The sequence below is a fragment of the Xanthomonas hawaiiensis genome, from assembly GCF_031834635.1.
GTDB lineage: Bacteria > Pseudomonadota > Gammaproteobacteria > Xanthomonadales > Xanthomonadaceae > Xanthomonas_A > Xanthomonas_A sacchari.
Window position 1 is genome coordinate 908,056 of the sequence record NZ_CP115873.1, and the last position, 23,515, is coordinate 931,570.

Here is a 23,515-nt window from a genome sequence, read left to right on the forward strand (position 1 = left end):
CGGCATACTATCCGGCCTCATTCATCGGGAACCGACATGCTGGAGACAGTGGAACACGAGACCGGCGCCGCGCCGGCCTGGACCGTCCTGTGGCTGCACGGCCTGGGCGCCGACGGCAACGACTTCGCGCCGCTGGTGCCGGAGCTGGTGCGGCCGCACTGGCCGGCGCTGCGTTTCGTGTTCCCGCACGCGCCGGTGCGACCGGTGACGGTCAACAACGGCGTGCGCATGCGCGCCTGGTACGACATCGTCAGCATGGACTTCTCCAACCGCGCCGACAGCGTCGGCGTCGCCGAATCGGTGGCCCAGGTCGAGGAGTTGATTGCGCGCGAGGACGCGCGCGGCGTGCCGGCCGAACGCCTGCTGCTCGCCGGCTTTTCCCAGGGCGGCGCGATCACCCTGGCCGCCGGCCTGCGCCGCGAGCGGCCGCTGGCCGGCCTGATCGGCCTGTCCACCTATCTGCCGGAGCTGGAAAGCGTGGCCCGCTGGCACGCCCCGGCGGCCCTGCGGCAGCCGCTGTTCATGGCCCATGGCCAGGGCGATCCGGTGATCCCGCAGACGTACGCCGAGCGCACCGCGCAGACCCTGCAGGCGTTGGGCATGCCGGTGCAGTGGCGGCGCTACCCGATGGCGCACCAGGTCTGCGCCGAGGAAATCGCCGACCTGGGCGACTGGATGGACGCCTGCCTCACCGGCAACTGAGGACGCCAGCCGCGTGGCGGCGCGGTGCGATACCCGTGGCGGGCGCCCTGAACCGGGGCTAGTATCGGCCGCAGCGCACGCCAGTCGAGTGAGGGAGACCTGGGTGAAGGTGCTGATCGCCGACGACGAACCCCTGGCGCGCGAACGCCTGCGCACGCTGCTGGCCGCGCATGCCGGCGTGGAAGTGGTGGCCGAAGCCGACAACGGCATGGACGCGCTGCACGCCTGCGCCGCCGCGCGGCCGGACCTGGTGCTGCTGGACATCGCCATGCCCGGGCTCGACGGCCTGGAGGCCGCACGCCACCTGGCCACCTTCGAGCCACGCCCGGCGGTGGTGTTCTGCACCGCCTACGACGCGCATGCGCTGTCGGCGTTCGAGGCGGCGGCGATCGACTACCTGATGAAGCCGGTGCGCGCCGAGCGCCTGGCCGCGGCCCTGCAGCGCGCCCGCACCTTCATGGCCGGGCGCGGCAGCGACGACACTGCCGCGCCTGCCCCGCAGCGCCGCAGCCACCTGTGTGCGCGCCTGCGCGGCAGCCTGCGGCTGATCCCGGTCGACGACATCCACTACCTGCAGGCCGAGGAAAAGTACGTGGTGGTGCACCACGCCCGCGGCGAGGACCTGATCGAGGAATCGCTGCGCGCGCTGGAGGAGGAGTTCGCCGAGCGCTTCGTGCGCATCCACCGCAACTGCCTGGTCGCGCGCCACGAACTGGTGGAACTGCGCCGGCTCGGCGAGGGCCAGGTGCAGGCGGTGCTGCGCCATGGCAAGCAGCCGCTGGAGGTCAGCCGGCGCTGCGTGGCGCAGCTGCGCAAGGAGATCCACCAGCGCTGATGCCGCCCGCGCCGCGCGCGTGCAGCGGCCGACGGCGGCTTTCCGCGATAATGCGCGCATGAAGATCCTGCGCATCGCTACCCGCAAGAGTCCGCTCGCCCTGTGGCAGAGCGAGCATGTCGCCGCCTGCCTGCGCCGCGCGCACCCGCACCTGGACGTGGTGCTGGTGCCGATGAGCACCCGCGGCGACGAAGTCCTGGACCGCTCGCTGGCGGCGATCGGCGGCAAGGGCCTGTTCCTGAAGGAGCTGGAGCTGGCGATGCTGCGTGGCGAGGCCGATTGCGCGGTGCATTCGCTCAAGGACGTGCCGATGGAGCTGGACCAGCCGTTCGTGCTGCCGGCGATCCTGCCGCGCGCCGATCCGGCCGATGCGCTGATCTCCAACCTCTACGCCTCGCTGGACGCGCTGCCGCTCGGCGCGCGCGTCGGCACCTCCTCGCTGCGGCGCCAGGCGCAACTGCGCGCGCGGCGCCCGGACCTGGAACTGCTGGACCTGCGCGGCAACGTCAACACGCGCCTGGCCAAGCTCGACAACGGCGGCTACGACGGCATCGTGCTGGCCTGCGCCGGCCTGCAGCGGCTGGGCCTGGAGGGGCGCATCACCCAGCGCCTGCAGGCGCCGGACTGGCTGCCGGCCCCGGCGCAGGGCGCGATCGCGGTGGAATGCCGCGAGGACGCCGGCGCCGCGCTGGCGCTGTTCGCCGCGCTCGACGACGCGCCGACCCGCCGCTGCGTGGAGGCGGAGCGGGCGATGAACCGCGCCCTGCATGGCAGCTGTCACGTGCCGGTGGCGGCCTTTGCGCAATGGCGCGGCGAGGATTTGCTGCTGCAGGGCCTGGTCGGCGGTGTCGCCGACGGGCGCTTGGTGCGTGCGGAGCTGCAGCGCAGCGCCCAGGATCCGGAGGCGTTGGGCCAGGCCGTGGCCGAGGCCCTGCTCGGCGCCGGCGCGCGCGAACTGCTGGATGTCGACCTGCCGGTCTGAGGGTGTCCACCGCTCCACGCCATGGCCGTAGGAGTCGACTGTCGTGCAGGCGCGACACGCGAAGCCGAGCGCCGACTGACACCCTCCGTCGTCGGGACTGAAGTCCCTCCCACAGTGCAGTTCCCGGCAGTGCCGGTTGCGCGCGCGTGGGAGCGGCTTCAGCCGCGATGGGCGTTACCGGAAACGCCTGTCGCGGCTGAAGCCGCTTCTACAGGTGAGGTGCATTGGTCTCTGCGCGCCACCGCCATTGCGTGCTGGCGGGGCACGGCTGCAGCGGTTCCTGCGAGAAGCGAATCAACGGATCAGCCCTGCGGCGTCGTGATGCGCCGCCTTTCCTCAATCCCGAATCCCCACTCCCCACTCCCGGCTCACTTGAACTTGTAGACCAGGTTCATCGTGGCCAAGGTATCGGTCTTCTTCTTGTCGTCGCTGACGTCGCTGTTGTAACGCGCCTGCCAGCCGGCCTTCAGCGCCAGGCGCTCGTTCATGCTGACCGAGATGCCCAGGTCGTTCTGCGCGAAGGTGTTGTACGCGCCGGATTCGACCAGCAGGGTGTTGCCCAGTTCGGTATTGCTGGTCAGGCCATACTTGAAGTCGACCAGGCCGCGGCCGATCAGGCCGGTCTCGGTGCGGTTCTCGACCACGTCGTGGGCGCGGCGCACGCCGGGACCGATCTGCACGTCGATGCTGCGGCGGTCGCCGTCCATGATCCGGGTGCCGTAGCCGATGCCGATCGTCGCCAGGCGGTCGTAGGTGGCGAAGTCGTCGCGCTCGTAGCGTAGAGAGGCGGTCAGCTGGCGGTGCTCGCCGAGCTGCAGCGCGCTGCCGGCGCTGCCGGTGTAGCGGTTGGAGGTGGTCTGACGCTTGCGCGTGGTGGTGCCGTCGGGATTGGTGTCGACGTACTCGGCGCTGGCGTGAAGGGCGAGCAGGTCCAGGCTGTGGATCCAGTCGCCGTCCACGTACTGTCCCTTCAGGCGGCCGTTGAGGCTTTCGTTGCTGCTGTTGCCGTGCGAGGAAGCGAAGCCCAGTTCGCCCGATCCGCTCCACGGCGAACTGGCCGGGTCCGTGGCTGTCGGTGAGGTGGCGACGTCGGCGGCCCAGGCCGGGGACGTGCTCAGCAGCAACATGGCGATGGCGGATACGAGGGTGGCGCGGCGGGACATGGCTTCTCCGGGAATGAGGACGCAGCCTTCGGCTAACGAAATGGAAACGATTTCATCATACCGGATCCACATGACGCCCTGGCCGGCCTGGGGCGCCGGCTTCATCGGCGGTTCGGGCGCTGCACCGGCGCCATGCCGGGCAGGCGTTTTCCGCCCGCGACTCAGACATAATCGGAACCATGGACCGCTACGAACGCATCAACGCACTGCACCGCCTGCTCAAGTCCGCGCGCTACCCGGTGACGGTGGCGCGGCTGCAGGACGAACTGGGCTGCTCCCGCGCCACCGTCTACCGCGATCTGGCCTTCCTGCGCGATGCGCTGATGGCGCCGGTGGAGGGCGACGGCGAGGCCGGCTTCCGCTACGAATCCGGCGAGAGCGACCGTTTCGAGCTGCCCGGGCTGTGGCTGAGTTCGGAGGAACTGCACGCGCTGCTGGCCTCGCAGCAACTGCTGGCGCGCACCGGTGGCGGGGTGCTGTCCTCGGTGCTGGCGCCGCTGCAGCAGCGCATCGAGAGCCTGCTCGCCGCCCAGGCCGGGGCAACCCATTGGCCGGTGGAGCGGGTACGGGTGATCCCGCACCGCGGCCGCAAGCTCGACGAAGCCAGTTTCCGCACCGTCGCCTCGGCGGTGCTGGAGCGCAAGCGCCTGTCCTTCGACTACCGCGCCCGCTCCACCGACGAATCGACCAAGCGCACGGTGTCGCCGCAGCGCATCACCCACTACCGCGACAACTGGTACCTGGACGCCTGGGACCATGGCCGCGACGCGGTGCGCAGTTTCGCGGTGGACCGCATCAACCATGCGCGGCTGCTCGACCAGCCGGCGCAGGACGTGGCCGACGCCGAGCTGGATTCGCAGCTGGCGGCCAGCTACGGCATCTTCTCGGGCGCGCCCAAGGGCTGGGCCACCATCGTGTTCAGCCCCAAGGCGGCGCGCTGGGTCGCCGACGAGCATTGGCATTCCAAGCAGCAGGGCCGGTTCCTGGCCGACGGTCGCTACGAACTGAAGGTGCCGTACAGCGTCTCGCGCGAACTGCTGATGGACGTGCTGCACTACGGTTCGGATGCGGAGATCGTGGAGCCGCGGTCGCTGCGCGAGCAGGCCAAGGCGCTGCTGTCGCTGGCGCTGAGCAACTACAGCGACGACTGAGGCGCGGTTGCGCGCGATGCGATAGCCCACGTAGGGGCGGCTTCAGCCGCGCTGGGCATGACCGGTAAAGCGTCGTGGCTGAAGCCGCTCCTACGCGTGAACCGGCGTACCGCCGCGGCTGTCGTAGGAGCGGCTTCAGCCGCGACCGGTGCCTTACGCTACGCCCCGTCGCGGCCTGGAGGTCGTCGTCCTACGCCGCATCCAGCGGCGCGTCGCCACCCAGGATCACGCCGATGTTGCGTTCGATCCAGTCCACCAGCGCGTGCACGTGGGCCGCGGCTTCCTCGCCGAGCGGGGTCAGGTCGTATTCCACGTGCGGCGGTACCACCGGGTAGGCGGTGCGCTGCACCAGGCCGTCCGCTTCCAGCGCCTGCAGGGTCTGCGACAGCATCTTCTCGCTGACGCCCTCCAGGCTGCGGCGCAGGTCGCCGAAGCGATGGGTGCCCTTGCGCAACGCCACCAGCACCAGCACGCCCCAGCGGCTGGTGACGTGGCTCAACACGGCGCGGGAAGGGCAGTTCTGCGCGAACACCTGGCCACGCAGCAGGCGCGCGTCCGCGCAGCTGCGCGGCGCTTCGTCGAGAGGTTCGGAAAGGACGCTGGCCATGCGATGCACCTGTCTGTGGGGGAGGGCGGTCCCGATCATACGGGCCGCGCCGGGTGCTTCGCTGAGCGGAGGATGATCGTGGCGTCGGTGCAGGCCGCGCCAGCTGCGATGGCGTGGCGGCGTGGGCTGATCGCGAGAGCGTTGTTCGAGCGGCTTGAACAGGCTCGGGCGCGCCGCAGTGCGCCGGCTCGGTGCAGCGCGGCCGCGTTGCGCGTGGCGTAAATGCCCGTCTCTGGCGGCGGCCTCAGGGCTTGTTCGGCACTTCGAAGCCGAGCTTGCCGACCTGGTCGCGGCGCTGCGCCACGCGCTTGAGCTTGTCGATGTTGACCCCGTACTGGTGGTCCAGCTTGTCGACCAGTTCGCGGTACTGCTTGTGGCTCATGTCCGGCGAGCGTGCGAACACCCAGGCCAGGTCGCGGCCGGGATAGTCGATCAGCGCCCAGGAATAGTCCGGCGCCACTTCCAGGATGCGGTACTTGGTCGGCACCATTCTGAAGAACCAGGTGGTCCAGCGGCGGTTGCCGGTGCCTTCCTTGACCGTGGCGCGCGAGTTGAGCTCCTTGACCGGCTCGTCGAAGCCGTTGCGGTACTCGTAGCGCACCGCGATCTTGCCGTCTTCCTTGAGGGTGTACTCGTCGCTGCTGGCGACGTGGCCGCGCTCGGCGAAGTACGGAATGTGGGCGATCACGTACCAGCGGCCCATGAAGCGCTGCAGGTCGATCGGCGGCTGTGCCGGCTCCTGTTCCGGATCCGGCGCCTTGGCGCGGGCCGTCGGCAACGGGACGGCCATGCCCAGCAGCAGCACGGAGGCGAACAGGGAAAGCAGGCGCATAGGAGATTCCGGGGCGAAGGGCGAACGCCGGTGAAGTATGCGCGTGAGCCATGTCAATGATGCGTCGCAGCCCCTGAGATGTCGCGGCGGCACCCTGCGCGCCTCGACTTCCAGGAGCTGCCGTCATGCCGATCGTTCCGTCCTCCCCGCGCCGCCACGTCCCGCACCCCGGCCTGCGCCGCCTGCTGCGCCAGGCGATCCTGGCCGGGCTGGCCCTGGTCCTGGTGTGGCCGGCCGCGCGCGGCCACAGCGAATGGCTGGGCTGGCGGCCGCTGTGGCTGCTGGGTATGCCGCTGAGCGCCTGTTGGGCCTTGCATCGCTTCCCGCTGCCGCCGTTGCGGCGCCTGTGGGGACAGTGGCGGGCCCGGCCGCGGGCGCAGGCGCGGCGGCGCCGGCCGGCGCTGCGGACCGCGCGCCCGGCCTGACCTCTGGCAGGGACGTGGGGAAGGTGCGGAAGGTGCGGACGCTGCGGCGCTGCCTGTCGCGGATCCGAACCGTGTCGCCACGCGCCCCTGCTCCCCGTCGGCCTCGCCGCGGCCAAGGAAATCGCCATGTCACACGATCCCTCTGCCTGGCGCGCCACCGTTCTGCGTGCGGCAGGTGCAGCGCAGCGGCGCCATGACACCATGCGCAGGGCATGCTATAGGAACCCGGCACAGGAAGATCCCGCATGAAGCACGATCCCGCGTTGTTGCAGTCGGCCCTGGCCGCCGCGGCGCCGCCCGCGCTGGAGGTGACGTTTCGCCCCATGTTCGGCGGGCTCTTCGCCTATGCGAACGGCAAGCCGTTCGCTTCCCTTTCCGACGTCGGACTGGCCTTGAAGTTCGCCGGCAGCGAGCGTGACGCGCTCCTGGACCTGCCGGGTGCCGCACCGCTTCGCTACGAACCGGATCAGCCGGCCAGCAAGTCCTACGTCGTCGTCCCCGAGACCATGCTGTCCGAACCGGCCGAACTGCGGCCGTGGGTGATGCGCAGTGTGTCCGGCCTCCCGATCAAACGCGTTCGAAAACAACCCTAGGAGAGTGTGCATGGCCCGCATCAATTTCGTCGAACTTCCCGCACGCGATCTCGGCGCGGCACGCAGCTTCTACGCGGCGGTGTTCGGATGGGAACTGACCAGTTTCGGCCCCAGCTACGCATGCACCATGACGGGCGAAGTCGACCTGGGATTGCAGGGCGACATGGGCGAAGCGCCAGCGGGACCTCTGCCAGTGGTGTTGGTGGACGACCTCGACGCCGCGCAAGCGGCTGTCGAGGCGGCCGGTGGGACCATCAGCAAGCCGATCTTCGGCTTTCCGGGCGGGCGACGCTTGCACTTCCGCGATCCCAATGGGCTTGAGCTGGCGATCATGCAGGCGGAGTGATCGCGCGTTCCAGGCGGCCATGGAGGCCGTGCGGAACGGCGGTATCTGGCGCCGGTGGGCGCTGGGCTGAGGCGCGCCCAGCCTGACCTTCGGCAGGGGAGGCCGGCGTGGCCGCGTGCTACGGTGCGGCGCTGTCCTTCCACGGATCCGAATATGTCCTCACTCGCACACGCCTGCCTGATCGCCGGCCTGCTCGCCGCCGGCACCGCCGCGGCCAAGGAAACCGCGATGCCCCAAGACCCCTACGCCTGGCTCGAAGACGTCACCGGCACCAAGGCGCTGGACTGGGTCAAGGCGCAGAACGCCAAGACCGAGGCGCGGCTGGCCGAGACCCCCGCCTTCAAGGCCCGCGAGGCCGGCATTCGCGAGGTGCTGGATTCCGACGCCAAGATCCCGGCCGTGCAGAAGATCGGCCCGTACTACTACAACCTGTGGAAGGACCGCGCGCACGAGCGCGGCCTTTGGCGCCGCACCACGCTCGATGAGTACCGCAAGCCCGAGCCGAAGTGGGAGACGGTGCTGGACTTGGACGCGCTGAACAAGGCCGAGGGCGAGAACTGGGTGTGGCACGGCGCCAACTGCCTGCGCCCGGAGTACCGCCGCTGCCTGATCGCGCTGTCGCGCGGCGGCGCCGACGCCGACGTCACCCGCGAGTTCGACCTGAGCAGCAAGCAGTGGATCAAGGACGGCTTCTTCCGTCCCGAGGCCAAGGGCGGGCTGAGCTGGATCGATGCCGACACCGTCTACCTGTACACCGATTTCGGCCCCGGCTCGCTGACCAGCTCCGGCTACCCGCGCGTCGTCAAGCAGTGGAAGCGCGGCACCCCGATGAGCAGCGCCACGCTGGTCTACGAGGGCAAGCCGGACGACATGTACATCGCCGCGATGCACGACGACACGCCGGGCTACGAGCGCGATTTCGTCAGCCGCACGCTGGCCTTCTACAACGACGAGATGTACCTGCGCGGCGCCGACGGCCGCCTGACCAAGATCGACGTGCCCAACTCGGCCAACAAGGGCGTGCACCGCCAGTGGCTGACCCTGGAACTGCGCGATCCGTGGACGGTGGGCGGCACGACCTACCCGGCCGGTGCGCTGCTGGCGACCAAGTTCGACGACTTCATGGCCGGCAAGCGCGACTTCCAGGTGCTGTTCACGCCGACCGAGACCGCCTCGCTGGCGTCCTTCGCCTGGACCAAGTCGCGGCTGGTGCTGAACGTGCTCGACGACGTCAAGAGCCGGCTGTGGGTGCTGACCCCGGGCGAGGGCGAGTGGGCGCGCGCGCCGTTCCCGGTCGGCGACCTGGCCTTCGGCAGCACCAGCGTCGACGCGGTCGATGCCGACGAGAACGACCAGGTGTGGCTGACCTCCACCGACTTCCTGACCCCGACCACGCTGATGCTGGCCGACGTGCAGCGCGGGCCGAAGAGCATCGAGACGCTGAAGGCGATGCCGAGCTTCTTCGACGCGTCCAAGGACGCCATCGAACAGCACTTCGCCGTGTCCAAGGACGGCACCAAGGTGCCGTACTTCCTGGTCCGGCCCAAGCAGCTCAAGGCCGACGGCAGCGCCCCGACCCTGCTGTACGCCTACGGTGGCTTCGAGATCTCGATGACCCCGTTCTACTCCGGCAGCCTCGGCCGCGCCTGGCTCGACCAGGGTGGCGTGTACGCGCTGGCCAACATCCGCGGCGGCGGCGAGTACGGTCCGCGCTGGCACCAGGCGGCGCTGAAGCAGAACCGGCACAAGGCCTACGAGGACATGGCGGCGGTGGCGCAGGACCTGGTCGCGCGCAAGATCACCTCGGCCAAGCACCTGGGCGTGCAGGGCGGCAGCAACGGCGGGCTGATGGCCGGCAACATGCTGATGCAGTACCCGCAGCTGTTCGGCGCGGTGGTGGTGCAGGTCCCGCTGCTGGACATGAAGCGCTACAGCCACCTGCTGGCCGGCGCCTCGTGGATGGCCGAGTACGGCAACCCGGACACCGACGACTGGAAGTTCATCCAGACCTTCTCGCCGTACCACCTGTTCGACCCGAAGAAGACCTATCCGCCGGTGATCTTCCTGACCTCCACCCGCGACGACCGCGTGCACCCGGGCCATGCGCGGAAGATGGCGGCGAAGATGATCGATGCCGGCAAGGACGTGACCTACTACGAGAACATCGAAGGCGGTCATGGCGGCGCGGCCAACAACGCGCAGGCGGCGCACATGCAGGCGCTGGCGTACAGCTTCCTGTGGGAACAGCTGTCCAAGTGAGGCATGCGGTCCGCGTCCCGGTCGGGGCGCGGACCATCGCCTGACATCGCGTGCCATCCAGTGCACGTCGAGCCAGCGCAACGCGGCCCGTCGCGATCGCGCCGACACTGTCCGCGTGATCCCATGGTCTTCCGGCCGTTGCCGCAGTGGGGGCTCAGGCTCCGCTGGTCAACGGCTTGACCAAGGTCAGTGAACGGACCTCATAGCCCAGTTCTTCGTACACGTGCAGCGCGTGCGTGTTGAAGGCCCAGACATTCAGGCGCATTTCGACGCCGCCGCGTCGCGCCACCCAGTCGTGCGCATGCTGCATCAGCGCTGGGCCGATGCCACGGCCGCGATGGCTTTGGGTGATGCCCACGCTGCCCACCCGGCCGAAGCGCATGGGCTGCAGCAGCGAGTGCGATTCGGCGAAGATACCGACCGTGACGAAGCCGACGAGGACGCCCTGCGCTTCGGCGACGAAGGTGGTGGCATCGTCCTGGCCGATGCTGCGCGTCCAGTGCGCCGCATTGCGGTCCGCAGCGCCTGCGCCGGCGAAGACCTGGGGAAATGCCGCATGGTGGAGCGCATTCACTTCGTCGCCGAGCGCGCAGATCGCGGGGAGATCGGATGCGATGGCTTCGCGATAGGTGAGCATGTGGGTTCCAGCCGCTTTCCAGTGGTCGCCTCAGCGCGCCCAGCGCGACAGCCCGCGCGCGATCCGCGCCACTGCCTGTTCCAGCCGCGGCAGGCTCTGCGTGTAGGCGATGCGTACGTGCTGGCGCGCGCGGTGGCGGCCGAAATCCACGCCCGGGGTGAACGCGACGTGCTCGGTTTCCAGGAAGTGCGCGCAGAAGGCCTGCGCGTCGTCGGTGAACTCGGACACGTCGGCGTACAGGTAGAACGCGCCCTCCGGCTCGACCTCGATGCGGAAGCCGAGCGCACGCAGCGCCGGCAGCAGGTAGTCGCGGCGCTGGGCGAATTCGGCGCGACGCGCTTCCAGGATCTGCAGCGTCTCCGGCAGGAAGCAGGCCAGCGCGGCGTGCTGGGCGATGCTGGGCGCGCTGATGTACAGGTTCTGCGCCAGCTTCTCCAGCGACGGCACTGCCGCGCGTGGTGCCACCAGCCAGCCGAGGCGCCAGCCGGTCATGCCGAAGTACTTGGAAAAACTGTTGAGCACGTAGGCGTCGTCGTCGACCTCCAGCACGCTGGGCGCGTCCATGCCGTAGCTGAGACCGTGGTAGATCTCGTCCACCACCAGGTGCCCGCCGCGGGCATGCAGCGTCTGCGACAGCGCCGCCAGTTCGGCGCGCGACAGCACCGTGCCGGTCGGGTTGGCCGGCGAGGCCACCAGGGCGCCGACGCTGTCGGCGTTCCAGTGCCGCTGCAGCAGCTCCGGGGTCAATTGGTAGCGGCTGTCCGGGCCGACCGGCACCAGCTGCGCGGCGCCTTCGACCAGGCGCAGGAAATGGCGGTTGCACGGGTAGCCGGGGTCGGCCATCAGCCAGTGGCGACCGGGATCGACCAGCAACGCACTGGCCAGCAGCAGCGCGCCGGAGCCGCCGGGGGTGATCAGGATGCGTGCCGGATCCAGGTCGACGTCGTGGCGCTGCCGGTAGAAGTCCGCCAGCGCCTGACGTAGGGCCGGCAGGCCGCGCGCGGCGGTGTAGCGGGTATGGCCGGCAGCCAGCGCGGCCTGGCCGGCGGCGACGATCGGCGCGGCGGTGGTGAAGTCCGGCTCGCCGATTTCCAGGTGGATCACGTCGTGGCCGGCGTGTTCCAGTTCGTTGGCGCGGGCCAGCAAGGCCATCACGTGGAAAGGTTCGATCTCGCGGCTGCGCCGGCTGTAGCCGGGCGCGGCGGGCGAGGCGCTGAGGGGGTCGCCGGGAAGGGAAGCCATGTCGTCGATGATAGAGGAGCGTGCTTTCGCGCGTGTTAGTGATGTCGGGCAGGTTTCGAAACGGCGTTGCCGTGCCGCATCGCGCCCATGCCCCCTGCACGCTTGCCACGGCGCAGCGTTGCAGGGAGACTCGGCCGGCACTGCGCGGCGTCCGCCCGCTGCCGCTGCCCGCGCGGGTAGCGCGTCCCGTTGCGTTACCGCCGCCGGAGCCCCATTAGATGCCCCACCGCCCCTTGCTAGCGAGCCTTGTCCTGCTCATGACCGCCTCCTTCGCTTCCTCCGCCTCGGCCGCCGCGGCCACCCCGCCGCATCCGGCCAAGCAACCGCACGCGGTCAAGGCGCCGTTCGGCGCCGTTCGCCAGGACGCCTACTACTGGCTGCGCGACGACACGCGCAAGAACCCGCAGATGCTGGCCTACCTCAATGCCGAGAACGCCTACGCGGATCAGGTGCTGAAGCCGCTGCAGCCGCTGGAAGACCGGCTCTACGAGGAGATCGTCGGCCGCATCAAGCAGGACGACAGCAGCGTGCCGTACCGCGAACGCGGCTACTGGTACTACACCCGCTACGAGAGCGGCAAGGACTACCCGATCCAGGCGCGCCGCAAGGGCAGCATGGAGGCGCCGGAGGAGATCCTGCTGGACGTCAACACCATGGCTGCCGGCAAGGGCTACTTCAGCGTCGGCGACGCGGCGGTCAGCCAGGACAACCGCATTCTGGCCTGGACCGAGGACGACGTCGGCCGCCGCCAGTACACGGTGCGCTTCAAGAACCTGGACACCGGCGAGGTCTACACCGATCGCATTCCCGGCGTGTCGCCGGACGTGGTCTGGGCCGACGACAACAAGACCCTGTTCTACGTCGAGAACGATCCGGAGACGCTGCTGACGGTGCGGGTCAAGAAGCACGTGCTGGGCACCCCGACGGCGCAGGACGTGCTGGTCTACGAGGAGAAGGACGACAGCTTCTACATGGGCGTGGGCCGCACCCGCGACGACAAGTACATCGTCATCGGCGTCGAAAGCACGGTGTCCTCCGAGCAGCGCTATGCGCCGGCCGCCGATCCGCAGCGCTTCACCGTGCTGGCGCCACGCGAGCGCGACGTCGAGTACCACGCCGACCACTTCGACGGCCGCTGGGTGATCCGCACCAACTGGAAGGCCAAGAACTACGCGCTGATGACCGCGCCCGATGGCGCCACGTCGCGCAACCAGTGGCAGAGCTGGCTGCCCTACGACGAGAAGGTGTTCATCGACGGCTTCGAGCTGTTCGACGGCTTCACCGCCATTGCCGAGCGCTCCGACGGCCTGGAGCGGATCCGCCTGCACTTTGCCGACGGCAAGGAGGAATACGTCAAGGCCGACGAGCCGGCGTACTCGATGGGCCTGTCGATCAATGCCGAGCCGGACACGCCGTGGCTGCGCTACAGCTACACCTCGCTGACCACCCCGGCCACCACCTACGAACTCAACACCCGCACCGGCGAGCGCAAGCTGCTCAAGCAGCAACCGGTGATCGGCTACGACGCCAGCAAGTACCAGACCGAGCGCGTCTGGGTGACCGCGCGCGACGGGGTCAAGGTGCCGGTGTCGCTGGTCTACAGGAAGGGTTTCAAGAAGGACGGCAGCGCCGCGCTGTACCAGTACGCCTACGGCAGCTACGGCATGTCCACCGACCCGGCGTTCAACCTGCCGGTGGTGAGCCTGCTCGACCGCGGCGTGGTCTACGCCATCGCGCACATCCGCGGCGGCCAGGAAATGGGCCGCGACTGGTACGACCAGGGCAAGCTGCTGCACAAGAAGAACACCTTCACCGACTTCATCGACGTGACCCGCGGGCTGGTGCAGCAGGGTTACGCCGCACCGGACCGCGTCGCCGCGGCCGGCGGCAGCGCCGGCGGCCTGCTGATGGGCGCGGTGGCGAACATGGCGCCCAAGGACTACCGCGTGCTGGTGGCGCAGGTGCCGTTCGTGGACGTGGTCACCACCATGCTCGATCCGAGCATCCCACTGACCACCAACGAGTACGACGAGTGGGGCAATCCCGAGCAGAAGGCGTACTACGACTACATGCTCAGCTACTCGCCCTACGACAACGTCACCCGCCAGGCCTATCCGGCGATGTACGTCGGTACCGGCCTGTGGGATTCGCAGGTGCAGTGCTGGGAGCCGGCCAAGTGGGTGGCCAAGCTGCGCGAGAACGACACCGGCAACCAGCCGATCGTGTTCCGCGTCAACATGGAAGCCGGCCATGGCGGCAAGTCCGGGCGTTTCCGTCGTTACCGCGAAATGGCCGAGTCGTATGCCTTCATGCTGGATCAGTTGGGCGTGGAGCAGCCGGCCAAGTGACTGCGGTGCGCATCGGCTGGCCTGCGGGCTGGCCGATGGCGCCGATCCTGTGGGCGTGGCGTCGGCTTGGCCTGCGCTGAGGCCTGAAGGGACGCTGGCATCGTCCGTCGTCATGACGGAACCACCAAATGAGAGGCCAGATGCACTCGGAAGATCGGAGTCGGGTGGCCCCGATCGCTCGCGTCTGTCGTGGTTTGTTGAGACGCACCAGTTCCTCGTAGGAGCGGCTTCAGCCGCGACGGGCATTCCCGGTAACGCGTCGCGGCTGAAGCCGCTTCTACAGTCGGCACATTGCGTGGTTTCCACTGCGCGAGAGAGCCGGCACTAGCGCTGATGGCCTGGCGACGCCCTGTGGCAGGGACTTCAGTCCCGACTGCAGTGGGGTCGGACGCGCCAAGGGCGTCGCGCCAGTCGCCGGGTCGCCACCTGCCCGCGCCAGCGCAGGCTTATCATGCCGCGATGCGCGCGCACTCCCGTTTCCGCTGGGCCTGGTGGCTGCTGGCCTACGCCAGCCTGGCGACCGGCATCGTCGGCATCTTCGTACCGGGCTTGCCGACCACGGTGTTCGTCTTGATCGCCGCCTACGCCGCCGCGCGCGGTTCGCCGCGGCTGCGCCGGCGCCTGCTGCGCGATCCGCGCTTCGGCCGCAGCATCCGCGACTGGGAGCGACATGGCGCGGTCAGCCGCCGCGGCAAGTGGATGGCGACGCTGGCCATGGCTGCGTGCGCGCTGGTGTTGCTGCTGTTCGTGCATCGGTTGTGGGTGCAGGTGCTGGCGATCGGCTGCATGAGCGCGGTGGCGCTGTGGCTGTGGTGGCGGCCGGAACCGCCGCGCGCGTGAGCGCGCCGCGGCCTGCGACCGCGGCACAGCCGGTTCATGGCGGTATGGCTATACTCGGGGCATGAGCACATCGTCCTCTTCTCCGATCCGTCTCGTCCTCTCCGCCGCTGCGCTGCTGGCCCTGGCCGGCTGCGGCAACAAGGGTCCGCTGGTGATGCCGCAGAAGCCGGTACCGGTGGAAGCCGCGCCCGCCACGCCCGCGCCGGACGCGACGCCGCCGGCGACCACCGATCCCGCCGGGCAGGCGCAGCCGGTGGACGGGCAGCGCCCGCCGGCCAACGACACCACCACGCCCACCAATGGGAATGAGTGAGGCCCGCCACGCCGCGCACCTGCGTTTCAGCAAGATGCAGGGCGCGGGCAACGATTTCGTGGTGCTCGACCTGCGCGACGGCACCCCGCCGCCGGACGCCGCACTGGCGGTGCGCCTGGCCGACCGCCACTTCGGCGTCGGCTGCGACCAGATCCTGACCATCGAGGCGCCGCGCGATGCCGCGGCAGTGGCCAGCTACCGCATCTGGAACACCGACGGCAGCGCCGCCGGGCAATGCGGCAATGGCGCGCGCTGCGTCGCCGCCTGGCTGGTGCGCGACGGCAGTGCGCCGGCCGCCGACACGTTCGTGATCGAAAGCCCCGCCGGCAGTCACCACATCACCCGCAGCGCCACCGGCGAGTTCGCCGTGGCCATGGGCGTGCCGCGCTTCGCTCCGGAGGACGTGCCGCTGGTCGGCTTCCCGCGTGCGCGCGACGAGTACGTGCTGCCGCTGCAGGGCGGCAGCGTGCGCTTCGGCGCGGTGTCGATGGGCAACCCGCACGCGGTGCTGGAAGTGGGTCTGGTCGATGCGGCGCCGGTGGAGCGCCTGGGGCCGTTGCTGCAGCAGCACGCTTCGTTCCCGGATTCGGTCAACGTCGGCTTCGTGCAGGTGATCGACCGCGGCCACCTGCGCCTGCGCGTGTACGAGCGCGGGGTCGGCGAGACCCTGGCCTGCGGCAGCGGCGCCTGCGCCGCGGCCGCGGTGATGATGCAGCGCGGCCGGGTGGAGCGCGACGTGCGCGTCAACCTGCCCGGCGGCGAGCTGCGCGTGCAGTGGCCGGACGACAGCGCACCGGTGGTGATGTCCGGACCGGCGACGTTCGTCTTCGATGGAGAATGGATCCGATGAGCGACAGCCACGACAAGCTCGGTGCGCACGAGGTCGCGGCGTGGCTGCGGCGCCATCCCGGCTTCCTGAAACAGTTTCCCGACCTGGCGCTGACCCTGGTGGTACCGCGCGACGACGGCCCCACCGCGTCGCTGGCCAGCTACCAGCTGGAAGTGCTGCGCGACAAGAACCGCGAACTGTCGCGGCGGCTGGCCGACCTGGCCGCCAACGCACAGATCAACGAACGATTGGCGGTGCGCACCCATCAGTTGACCCTGGCGCTGATGCGCCAGCGCAGCGCCGCCGACAGCGTGCGCGCGATGGCCGCGTCGCTGCAGGAGGATTTCCAGGGCGACCTGGTCAGCATCGTGCTGCTGCAGCCCTTGCCCGGCCTGGAGCAGGCGCCGTGGCTGCAGGTGCTGGCGGCCGACGATGCGCGGCTGGCGCCGTTCCGCGATTGCCTGAAGGATGGCGAGCCGATCTGCGGCCGCCTGCAACCGGAAAAGCAGGCGCTGCTGTACGGCGAGCGCGTGGACGAGGTGCAATCCACCGCGCTGCTGCCGCTGCCCGGCCTGGGCCTGATCGCGGTCGGCAGCCGCGACCCGAACCGGTTCTATCCCGGCATGGGCACCTTGTTCCTGCGCATGATGGGCGAGGCGCTGGCGGTGGCGTTGCAGCGATGAGCCGGGCCGGGACGCGGCGCCCCGGACCCGCAACCCGGGACGACCTTGCCGCCGCTGCCGCTGCCGCTGCCGCGGTGCGCCTGCGCTGCGTTGCCGCCGTGCTCGGTCCCGCGCGGCGTTTCTCAGCCGCTGTCGGAACCGTGCAGCGTGCAAGTCAGCGAAACGCCATCGCAAGGCGATCGCACTGCGGTGCGGAGACGGCGACCCGGCATCCGGCGCACATCGGTCGCGTCGCATGATCCCCGCCTTTCTCGCCTACCTGCAGGTCGAGCGGCGCATGTCCGCGCATACCCTGGACGCGTACCGGCGCGACCTGGCGGCGCTGGAGGCGTGGGCCGCAGCCAACCTGCTCGGCGAACCCGCCGCGCTCGATGCCGCGCAACTGCGCAACTTCATCGCCGCCGAACACCGTCGCGGGCTGTCGCCCAAGAGCCTGCAGCGGCGTCTGTCGGCGTGCCGCAGTTTCTATGCGTGGCTGCTCAAGCACGGTCACATCGCCACCAGTCCGGCTGCGGCACTGCGCGCGCCCAAGGCGCCGCGCAAGCTGCCGCAGGTGCTCGACGCCGACGAGGCGGTGCGCCTGGTCGAAGTGCCGACCGATGCGCCGCTGGGCCTGCGCGACCGCGCGCTGCTGGAACTGTTCTATTCCTCCGGCCTGCGCCTGAGCGAACTGTGCGCGCTGCGCTGGCGCGATCTGGATTTCGTCGCCGGCATGGTCAGCGTGCTGGGCAAGGGCAACAAGCAGCGGCTGGTGCCGGTCGGCTCGCATGCGCGTACCGCGCTACTGGCGTGGCGCGAGGAGAGCCGGGGCGAGGCGGCGGCACCCGTGTTCCCGGGGCGCGGCGGTGCGCCGATCGGCGCGCGCGCAGTGCAGATCCGCATCAAGCAACTGGCCGGGCGCCAGGGCCTGTTCAAGCACGTGCATCCGCACATGCTGCGGCACAGCTTCGCCAGCCACATCCTGGAATCCTCGGGCGATCTGCGTGGCGTGCAGGAACTACTCGGCCATGCCGACATCGCCACCACGCAGATCTACACGCATCTGGACTTCCAGCACCTGGCCAAGGTCTACGACGCGGCGCACCCGCGCGCCAAGCGCAAGTCCTGAGCGCCGCGTCGCGGTCGCACGGCCGTTGCGCCCGCGCTTGTTCTGGATCAAGGCGCGTCGGTGCAGAGCGGACGACACTGCCCTCCCACGTTGCGAGGGCTCCCCGATGGCCAACCCCTTTCCGCTGGCGCCGCGCCACCCCGAACGCCTGTGCTGGGGCTGCGACCGCTATTGCGCCGTACACGACCTGGCCTGCGGCAACGGCGCCGGGCGCACGCTGCATCCGATCGAGACCGAGGGCGAAGCGTGGCATCTCGCCTGGGGCGTCGCCGCCGATCCGGCACGGCCAGCGCATGCCCGGCTCGGCGACGACCCGCCCACGACCGGCGACGCTTGAACCGCGCGCCGCCAGCCCCCACACCTGAGTCATCGCTCCGGAGGCCGCATGGATCCCAGTCAGAACCCCAATGTTTTCCACGCCACCACGATCCTGTCGGTGCGCCGCGATGGCCGTGTCGCCGTGGCCGGCGACGGCCAGGTGACCCTGGGCCACACCGTGATGAAGGGCAATGCGCGCAAGGTGCGCCGGCTCGGCCGCGAGGGCCAGGTGCTGGCCGGCTTCGCCGGCGCCGCTGCCGACGCATTCACCCTGTTCGAGCTGTTCGAGGCCAAGCTGGAGAAGCACGGCCAGCTGACCCGCGCCGCGGTGGAACTGGCCAAGGATTGGCGCACCGAGCGCCGCCTCGGCAAGCTCGAGGCGCTGCTGGCGGTGGCCGACAAGGAGACCTCGCTGATCATCAGCGGCACCGGCGACGTGATCGAACCGGAGGACGGCATCATCGCCATCGGCTCCGGCGGCTCCTACGCCCTGTCGGCCGCGCGCGCGCTGCTCGGCCACACCACGCTGGACGCGCGCACCATCGCCACCGAAGCGCTGAACATCGCCGGCGACATCTGCATCTACACCAATCGCAATGTGGTGGTCGAAGAGCTGTGATTCGGGAGTCGGGATTGGGGATTCGCTGAGCGACTCCCTCCCGCTATCCGGCCACGCATCGATCTTTCCTCCTCCGCTCTTACGAATCCCCAATCCCCAATGCCAAATCCCGATACCTCCACCATGACCCCGCGAGAGATCGTGCAGGAGCTGGACCGCCACATCGTCGGCCAGCACGAGGCCAAGCGCGCGGTGGCGATCGCGCTGCGCAACCGCTGGCGGCGCATGCAGTTGCCCGATGCGCTGCGCAACGAAGTGATGCCGAAGAACATCCTGATGATCGGCCCCACCGGCGTCGGCAAGACCGAGATCGCGCGGCGCCTGGCGACGCTGGCCAATGCGCCGTTCGTCAAGGTCGAGGCCACGCGCTTCACCGAGGTCGGCTACGTCGGCAAGGACGTGGAGCAGATCGTGCGCGACCTGGCCGATACCGCGGTCAAGCTGTACCGCGAGCAGGCCAAGACCCGCGTGCGCACGCAGGCCGAGGAGCGCGCCGAGGATCGCATCCTCGATGCGCTGCTGCCGCGCCGCAGCGCCGGCATCGGCTTCGATCCGGAAGCCGCGCGCAACGAGTCCTCGGCGCAGGAGGGCGACACCCGCAGCAAGTTCCGGCGCATGCTGCGCGCCGGCGAACTGGACGAGCGCGAGATCGAACTGGATGTCGCGGTCAACGTCAGCATGGACATCATGACCCCGCCGGGCATGGAGGAAATGGGCCAGCAGCTGCGGCAGATGTTCTCCAACCTGGGCGGCGGCAAGTCGCAGTCGCGCAAGCTGACCATCAAGGCCGCACGGCCGCTGTTGATCGAGGAAGAGGCCGGCAAGCTGGTCAACGAGGACGACGTGCGCGCCGCGGCGATCGAGGCCTGCGAACAGCACGGCATCGTGTTCATCGACGAGATCGACAAGGTGGCCAAGCGCAGCGAGGCCGGCGCCACCGGCGGCGACGTGTCGCGCGAAGGCGTGCAGCGCGATCTGCTGCCGCTGGTGGAAGGCTCCAACGTCAGCACCAAGTACGGCACGGTCAAGACCGACCACATCCTGTTCATCGCCTCCGGCGCGTTCCACCTGGCCAAGCCCAGCGACCTGATCCCGGAGCTGCAGGGCCGTTTCCCGATTCGCGTGGAACTGTCGGCGCTGTCGAAGGACGATTTCATCCGCATCCTCACCGAGCCGAAGGCGGCGCTGACCAAGCAGTACGAGGCGCTGCTGCTGACCGAGGGCGTGAGCCTGCGCTTCACCGACGACGCCATCGCGCGCCTGGCGGAGATCGCGTTCCTGGTCAACGAACGGCAGGAGAACATCGGCGCGCGGCGCCTGCACACCGTGCTCGAGCGCCTGCTCGACACGCTGAGCTACGAAGCCCCCGACCGCGATGGACAGAGCGTCACCGTGGACGCGGCCTATGTCGATGCGCACCTGGGCGAACTGGTGCAGGATCCGGACCTGAGCCGGTACATCCTGTAGGCCCAGGCGCGATCCACGACGGCAGACGCCCTGCTGACGTATGACGCTGTGCCGTCCGGGCTAGGGCGGCATGTCGTTGCCGCGCTCGTCTTCCACCGCGCGAGGCGGCCCCGGCGAACCGGTCGCAGCTGCGCCACGCGTGCGGTGGTTTCGCGTTGGCGAGCGCATGTCGCCGCTGGACATGTTCCTGGCCGTCCAGTCCCATCCCTACGCGGTGAGATGCCCGGGTGCATCCGGAGCACCTAGCCCTCGCACACGCGCATGGAGCGTGGCTGACGCCAGCACGTCCGTGTTCCGACAGGCCGACCCGCCGATCCGCGCCGCCCGGCAGGGGGCAAGCCTCCACCCGGCGTGCGGACGCTGTAGGATCGGCGCGGACGACGGACTCAGGCACGGGGAATCGCATGGCAGTGCAGGTGCTGGTGGTGAAGGAATCGGCGCAGGGCGAACGCCGCGTGGCGGCCACGCCGGAGACGGTCAAGAAGCTGGTCGCCCTGGGCGCGCAGGTGCAGGTCGAGCCGCAGGCCGGCGTGACGGCCGGGTTCGTCGATGACGCGTATCTGGCCGCCGGCGCCAGCCTGGCCGATGCCGCCAGCCCGGCGCAGGCGGATCTGGTGCTGTGCGTGCAGCCGCTGCCGGCGCTGGCGCTGGAGCAGTTGAAGGAGGGCGCCGGTGTGGTCGGCATCCTGCAGCCGCAGGCCGATCCGGCGCGCGCGGCGGCGCTGCAGGCGCGGCAACTGATCGCCTTTCCGCTGGAGCGGCTGCCGCGCACCACGCGCGCGCAGGCCATGGACGTGCTCAGTTCGCAGGCCGGCATGGCCGGCTACAAGGCGACTCTGATCGCCGCGCAGCTGGCGCCGCGCTTCTTCCCGATGCTGACCACTGCGGCCGGCACCATCCGCCCGTCCAAGGTGCTGATCGTCGGCGCCGGCGTGGCCGGCCTGCAGGCCATCGCCACTGCCAAGCGCCTGGGGGCGCAGGTGGAAGGCTTCGACGTGCGCCCGGAAACCCGCGAACAGATCGAATCGCTGGGCGGCAAGTTCCTCGACCTCGGGGTGAGCGCCGCCGGCGAGGGCGGCTACGCGCGGCAACTCACCGACGACGAACGCGCGGAGCAGCAGCGTCGCCTGGCCGAGCACCTGAAGGGCATCGACGTGGTGGTGTGCACCGCCGCGGTACCGGGGCGGCCGGCGCCGAAGATCCTCAGCGCGGCGATGGTCGCCGGCATGAAACCGGGCAGCGTGGTGGTCGACCTGGCCGCCGAGACCGGCGGCAACTGCGAACTGACCCGGCCGGGCGAGACCATCGAGCACGCCGGGGTGACCATCGCCGGTCCGCTGGACCTGGCCAGCATGGGCGCGGTGCATGCCAGCGAGATGTACGCGCGCAACGTCTACAACTTCGTCGCCCTGTTCCTGAAGGACGGCGCGATCGCCTACGACTGGAACGACGAGCTGCTGGCGAAGACGCGCTGGACGGCGTGAGCGCGGCCGCGCTGGTTGGATGCCGGATCGGTCGGTGCTGAGCCGCGGGCACGGGAGCCCTCGTAGGAGCGGCTTCAGCCGCGACCGGGTTTACCGGCAACGCTGTCGCGGCTGAAGCCGCTCCTACGCGAGGTGCTTTCTGCGGCGCTGGAGTCCATGCGCCGCCCACGGCGATGCGACGAGGGTGCGCGCCATGCGCCTCAGGCTTGGACAGGCGCCGCGTTTCGCTTACCTGGAAGCATCCGGCGGCGGGCGGTCGTCCGAGCCGGCATTGGCACGGACCCAGGCGGCGCGTTGCGCCGGCGTCATCGCTTCCCAGCGGTCGCGCAGCGCCTTGCGCTGCTCCGGCGGCAGCGCACGCATACGGTCGAACAGCACCCGCGCCTCCTCGCGCTGTCGCGGGTTCATGTCCTCGTAGCGGCGGGCGCCCTTGCGCGCTTGCTCGCGTTGTTCCGGGGTCATCGACTGCCAGCGCTGCGCATGCTCGAACATGCGCCGGCGTTGCTGCGGGGTGTCGTTCCAGCGCTGGCGCAGGGGCGCGATCAGCAACTCGCGCTGCTGCGGGCTCAGGTGTTCCCAGTCGGGCAGCGGCGGGCCGGTATCGTCGTCGCGATCCGCTGCGAAAGGCGGTGGCGGCGGCCCCGGCGGGGGCGGCGCGGCGAAGGCCGGGATGGCGCTGCCGGCCAGCAGCGCCAGCGCCAGGGAACGTCGGATCAGGCGAGTCATCGGGTTCATTCCATTGCCAGCGAGGTATCGGAACCCAGCCACAGGTACAGGTCGGGATTTTCGTCCAGCATCGCGGTCGCACTCGCGGCCTGGTCGCTGTCGGTGCTTGCGCTGGCGCCCGTCGGCGTGGACGCCGCTGCGGTCGTGCCGGCGGCGACGCTGGCGGTGGCGATCGGTACCGACGGTGCCGGACGCAGCAGCAGGTGCACGCCCAGCGCCGCACCGAGCAGCGCCGGCACCGCCGCCAGCAGCCAGCCCCGGCGCAGGAATGGCGCCGGGCGCGTCTGGCTGGCCTGCCGGCGCGCGGCGCGCAGCCGCGCCAGGGTCGGTGCGGGCAGGGCCTGCAGGCCGGCCTGGTGGACGGCGCGCAGGCGCGCGTCGAAGTCCGCGGAGCGGATGGGATCGGATGTCATCGGACGTCCTCCAGTTGTTTCTGCAGCGCCTCGCGGGCGCGCGACAGATGGGTTTTCACCGAGCCTTCCGAGCAGCCCATCGCGCGCGCGGTGGTGGCCACGTCCAGCTCTTCCAGCACGCGCAGGGTGAAGGCCTCGCGCTGCCGCGCCGGCAGTGCGCGCAGCGCCGTCACCAGGCGCGCATGGGTCTGCCGGCGCTCGTGCTGCTCGGATGGATTGGGTCCGTCGTCGGCCCAGTCCGGCGGGCTGTCCGCGTCGCGTTCGCTGGTCGGCGCCCAGAAGCGCAGGCGGAAGTTGCGGCGGCGCTGCAGGTCGATGATGCGCCGGCGCAGGATGCTCCAGAACAGCGGCGTCCATTCCTGCGCCGGACGCTCGCGGTAGGCCAGCAGCTTGATCATCGCGTCCTGCACCGCATCCAGCGCGTCCTCGCGCTGGCGCAGGCCGGCTTCGGCGAAGCGGAACGCGCGCGGCCCGATCTCGGCCAAGAACGCGTCCAGCGACGCCGGCAGCGGGCGCTGCGCGGTGTCGGCATCGGTCGACGGCGGGGCGAGGGCGGGCGTGCTCACCAGCACAGCTTAGCTTCCTGGCGGGGG

Annotated in this window: 26 protein-coding genes; 18 read left to right on the forward strand and 8 right to left on the reverse strand. The window is 70.1% G+C overall.

Going from position 1 to position 23,515, the window contains the following annotated elements:
• Positions 1 to 36: 36 nt before the first annotated feature.
• The 3 genes from PG878_RS03890 to hemC all read left to right on the forward strand — a co-directional run bounded on the left by PG878_RS03890 (position 37) and on the right by hemC (position 2,519).
• The gene (locus PG878_RS03890; protein ID WP_209032096.1) at positions 37 to 702 is read left to right on the forward strand and encodes an alpha/beta hydrolase; all 666 of its coding nucleotides are present in this window, start codon (positions 37 to 39) and stop codon (positions 700 to 702) included.
• 103 nt (positions 703 to 805) lie between these two features.
• Complete coding sequence (locus tag PG878_RS03895) at positions 806 to 1,537, forward strand: LytR/AlgR family response regulator transcription factor (protein WP_209032095.1); 732 nt, start codon at positions 806 to 808, stop codon at positions 1,535 to 1,537.
• A gap of 58 nt (positions 1,538 to 1,595) precedes the next feature.
• Complete coding sequence (gene hemC, locus PG878_RS03900) at positions 1,596 to 2,519, forward strand: hydroxymethylbilane synthase (RefSeq protein WP_209032094.1); 924 nt, start codon at positions 1,596 to 1,598, stop codon at positions 2,517 to 2,519.
• 368 nt (positions 2,520 to 2,887) lie between these two features.
• Here hemC and PG878_RS03905 read toward each other — a convergent pair whose 3' ends face one another.
• Entirely contained in the window at positions 2,888 to 3,682 is a 795-nt protein-coding gene (locus PG878_RS03905) for a DUF481 domain-containing protein (RefSeq protein WP_010341068.1), read from the reverse strand.
• 179 nt (positions 3,683 to 3,861) lie between these two features.
• Between PG878_RS03905 and PG878_RS03910 the strand changes: the two genes are divergently transcribed.
• Positions 3,862 to 4,833: a helix-turn-helix transcriptional regulator gene (locus PG878_RS03910; protein ID WP_010341069.1), complete on the forward strand. Its 972-nt coding sequence runs from the start codon at positions 3,862 to 3,864 to the stop codon at positions 4,831 to 4,833.
• A gap of 190 nt (positions 4,834 to 5,023) precedes the next feature.
• Here the strand turns inward: PG878_RS03910 and PG878_RS03915 are convergent, their stop codons facing one another.
• Together PG878_RS03915 and PG878_RS03920 are read right to left on the reverse strand one after the other, a co-directional pair.
• On the reverse strand, positions 5,024 to 5,440 hold the full coding sequence (locus PG878_RS03915; RefSeq protein ID WP_209032093.1) for a winged helix-turn-helix transcriptional regulator: 417 nt from the start codon (positions 5,438 to 5,440) through the stop codon (positions 5,024 to 5,026).
• 244 nt (positions 5,441 to 5,684) lie between these two features.
• Positions 5,685 to 6,272: a lipocalin family protein gene (locus PG878_RS03920; protein ID WP_019801578.1), complete on the reverse strand. Its 588-nt coding sequence runs from the start codon at positions 6,270 to 6,272 to the stop codon at positions 5,685 to 5,687.
• Between the two features lie 125 nt (positions 6,273 to 6,397).
• Here PG878_RS03920 and PG878_RS03925 point away from each other — a divergent pair, with 125 nt between their 5' ends.
• From PG878_RS03925 to PG878_RS03940, 4 genes are all read left to right on the forward strand, one after another.
• Positions 6,398 to 6,697 (forward strand): hypothetical protein, encoded by a 300-nt coding sequence (locus PG878_RS03925; RefSeq protein WP_209032092.1) that lies wholly within the window; start codon positions 6,398 to 6,400, stop codon positions 6,695 to 6,697.
• Positions 6,698 to 6,942: 245 nt separating this feature from the next.
• Positions 6,943 to 7,290, forward strand: a complete 348-nt coding sequence (locus tag PG878_RS03930) for a TfoX/Sxy family protein (protein ID WP_209032091.1) — start codon at positions 6,943 to 6,945, stop codon at positions 7,288 to 7,290.
• A 10-nt stretch (positions 7,291 to 7,300) separates the two neighbouring features.
• Positions 7,301 to 7,636, forward strand: coding sequence for a VOC family protein (locus PG878_RS03935; RefSeq protein WP_209032090.1), 336 nt, complete (start codon positions 7,301 to 7,303; stop codon positions 7,634 to 7,636).
• A 153-nt stretch (positions 7,637 to 7,789) separates the two neighbouring features.
• Positions 7,790 to 9,895 (forward strand): prolyl oligopeptidase family serine peptidase, encoded by a 2,106-nt coding sequence (locus PG878_RS03940; RefSeq protein WP_209032089.1) that lies wholly within the window; start codon positions 7,790 to 7,792, stop codon positions 9,893 to 9,895.
• Between the two features lie 154 nt (positions 9,896 to 10,049).
• Here the strand turns inward: PG878_RS03940 and PG878_RS03945 are convergent, their stop codons facing one another.
• Together PG878_RS03945 and PG878_RS03950 are read right to left on the reverse strand one after the other, a co-directional pair.
• Positions 10,050 to 10,532, reverse strand: coding sequence for a GNAT family N-acetyltransferase (locus tag PG878_RS03945; RefSeq protein ID WP_209032088.1), 483 nt, complete (start codon positions 10,530 to 10,532; stop codon positions 10,050 to 10,052).
• A gap of 30 nt (positions 10,533 to 10,562) precedes the next feature.
• Positions 10,563 to 11,774 (reverse strand): pyridoxal phosphate-dependent aminotransferase, encoded by a 1,212-nt coding sequence (locus PG878_RS03950; RefSeq protein ID WP_209032087.1) that lies wholly within the window; start codon positions 11,772 to 11,774, stop codon positions 10,563 to 10,565.
• Positions 11,775 to 12,031: 257 nt separating this feature from the next.
• Here PG878_RS03950 and PG878_RS03955 point away from each other — a divergent pair, with 257 nt between their 5' ends.
• From PG878_RS03955 to PG878_RS04000, 10 genes are all read left to right on the forward strand, one after another.
• Positions 12,032 to 14,122, forward strand: a complete 2,091-nt coding sequence (locus PG878_RS03955; RefSeq protein WP_209032086.1) for a S9 family peptidase — start codon at positions 12,032 to 12,034, stop codon at positions 14,120 to 14,122.
• A gap of 459 nt (positions 14,123 to 14,581) precedes the next feature.
• The gene (locus PG878_RS03960) at positions 14,582 to 14,962 is read left to right on the forward strand and encodes a YbaN family protein (RefSeq protein WP_209032085.1); all 381 of its coding nucleotides are present in this window, start codon (positions 14,582 to 14,584) and stop codon (positions 14,960 to 14,962) included.
• A gap of 61 nt (positions 14,963 to 15,023) precedes the next feature.
• A complete protein-coding gene (gene lptM / locus PG878_RS03965) occupies positions 15,024 to 15,275 on the forward strand; it encodes an LPS translocon maturation chaperone LptM (RefSeq protein ID WP_010341226.1) in 252 nt (83 codons plus the stop codon).
• Positions 15,268 to 16,125, forward strand: a complete 858-nt coding sequence (dapF, locus tag PG878_RS03970; protein ID WP_209032084.1) for a diaminopimelate epimerase — start codon at positions 15,268 to 15,270, stop codon at positions 16,123 to 16,125. Before lptM ends, dapF begins: the two co-directional genes overlap by 8 nt.
• Positions 16,122 to 16,787, forward strand: a complete 666-nt coding sequence (locus PG878_RS03975) for a DUF484 family protein (RefSeq protein ID WP_209032083.1) — start codon at positions 16,122 to 16,124, stop codon at positions 16,785 to 16,787. Before dapF ends, PG878_RS03975 begins: the two co-directional genes overlap by 4 nt.
• A 235-nt stretch (positions 16,788 to 17,022) precedes the next feature.
• Positions 17,023 to 17,895, forward strand: a complete 873-nt coding sequence (gene xerC / locus PG878_RS03980; RefSeq protein WP_209032082.1) for a tyrosine recombinase XerC — start codon at positions 17,023 to 17,025, stop codon at positions 17,893 to 17,895.
• A gap of 106 nt (positions 17,896 to 18,001) precedes the next feature.
• Positions 18,002 to 18,232, forward strand: a complete 231-nt coding sequence (locus PG878_RS03985) for a DUF3079 domain-containing protein (RefSeq protein ID WP_209032081.1) — start codon at positions 18,002 to 18,004, stop codon at positions 18,230 to 18,232.
• A 48-nt stretch (positions 18,233 to 18,280) separates the two neighbouring features.
• Positions 18,281 to 18,832: an ATP-dependent protease subunit HslV gene (gene hslV, locus PG878_RS03990; protein WP_048491055.1), complete on the forward strand. Its 552-nt coding sequence runs from the start codon at positions 18,281 to 18,283 to the stop codon at positions 18,830 to 18,832.
• Positions 18,833 to 18,931: 99 nt separating this feature from the next.
• Complete coding sequence (gene hslU, locus PG878_RS03995; protein ID WP_209032080.1) at positions 18,932 to 20,299, forward strand: ATP-dependent protease ATPase subunit HslU; 1,368 nt, start codon at positions 18,932 to 18,934, stop codon at positions 20,297 to 20,299.
• Between the two features lie 404 nt (positions 20,300 to 20,703).
• Positions 20,704 to 21,783 (forward strand): NAD(P) transhydrogenase subunit alpha, encoded by a 1,080-nt coding sequence (locus PG878_RS04000; RefSeq protein WP_209032079.1) that lies wholly within the window; start codon positions 20,704 to 20,706, stop codon positions 21,781 to 21,783.
• 228 nt (positions 21,784 to 22,011) lie between these two features.
• Here the strand turns inward: PG878_RS04000 and PG878_RS04005 are convergent, their stop codons facing one another.
• The 3 genes from PG878_RS04005 to PG878_RS04015 are packed head-to-tail and all read right to left on the reverse strand — an operon-like array spanning position 22,012 to position 23,494.
• Positions 22,012 to 22,509 carry a DUF3106 domain-containing protein gene (locus PG878_RS04005; protein ID WP_209032078.1) on the reverse strand — a complete coding sequence of 166 codons (498 nt, stop codon included), beginning with the start codon at positions 22,507 to 22,509 and terminating at the stop codon, positions 22,012 to 22,014.
• 5 nt (positions 22,510 to 22,514) lie between these two features.
• The gene (locus PG878_RS04010) at positions 22,515 to 22,922 is read right to left on the reverse strand and encodes a hypothetical protein (RefSeq protein ID WP_209032077.1); all 408 of its coding nucleotides are present in this window, start codon (positions 22,920 to 22,922) and stop codon (positions 22,515 to 22,517) included.
• On the reverse strand, positions 22,919 to 23,494 hold the full coding sequence (locus tag PG878_RS04015) for an RNA polymerase sigma factor (protein WP_010341237.1): 576 nt from the start codon (positions 23,492 to 23,494) through the stop codon (positions 22,919 to 22,921). The genes PG878_RS04010 and PG878_RS04015 overlap by 4 nt, the downstream gene beginning before the upstream one ends.
• Positions 23,495 to 23,515: the final 21 nt, after the last annotated feature.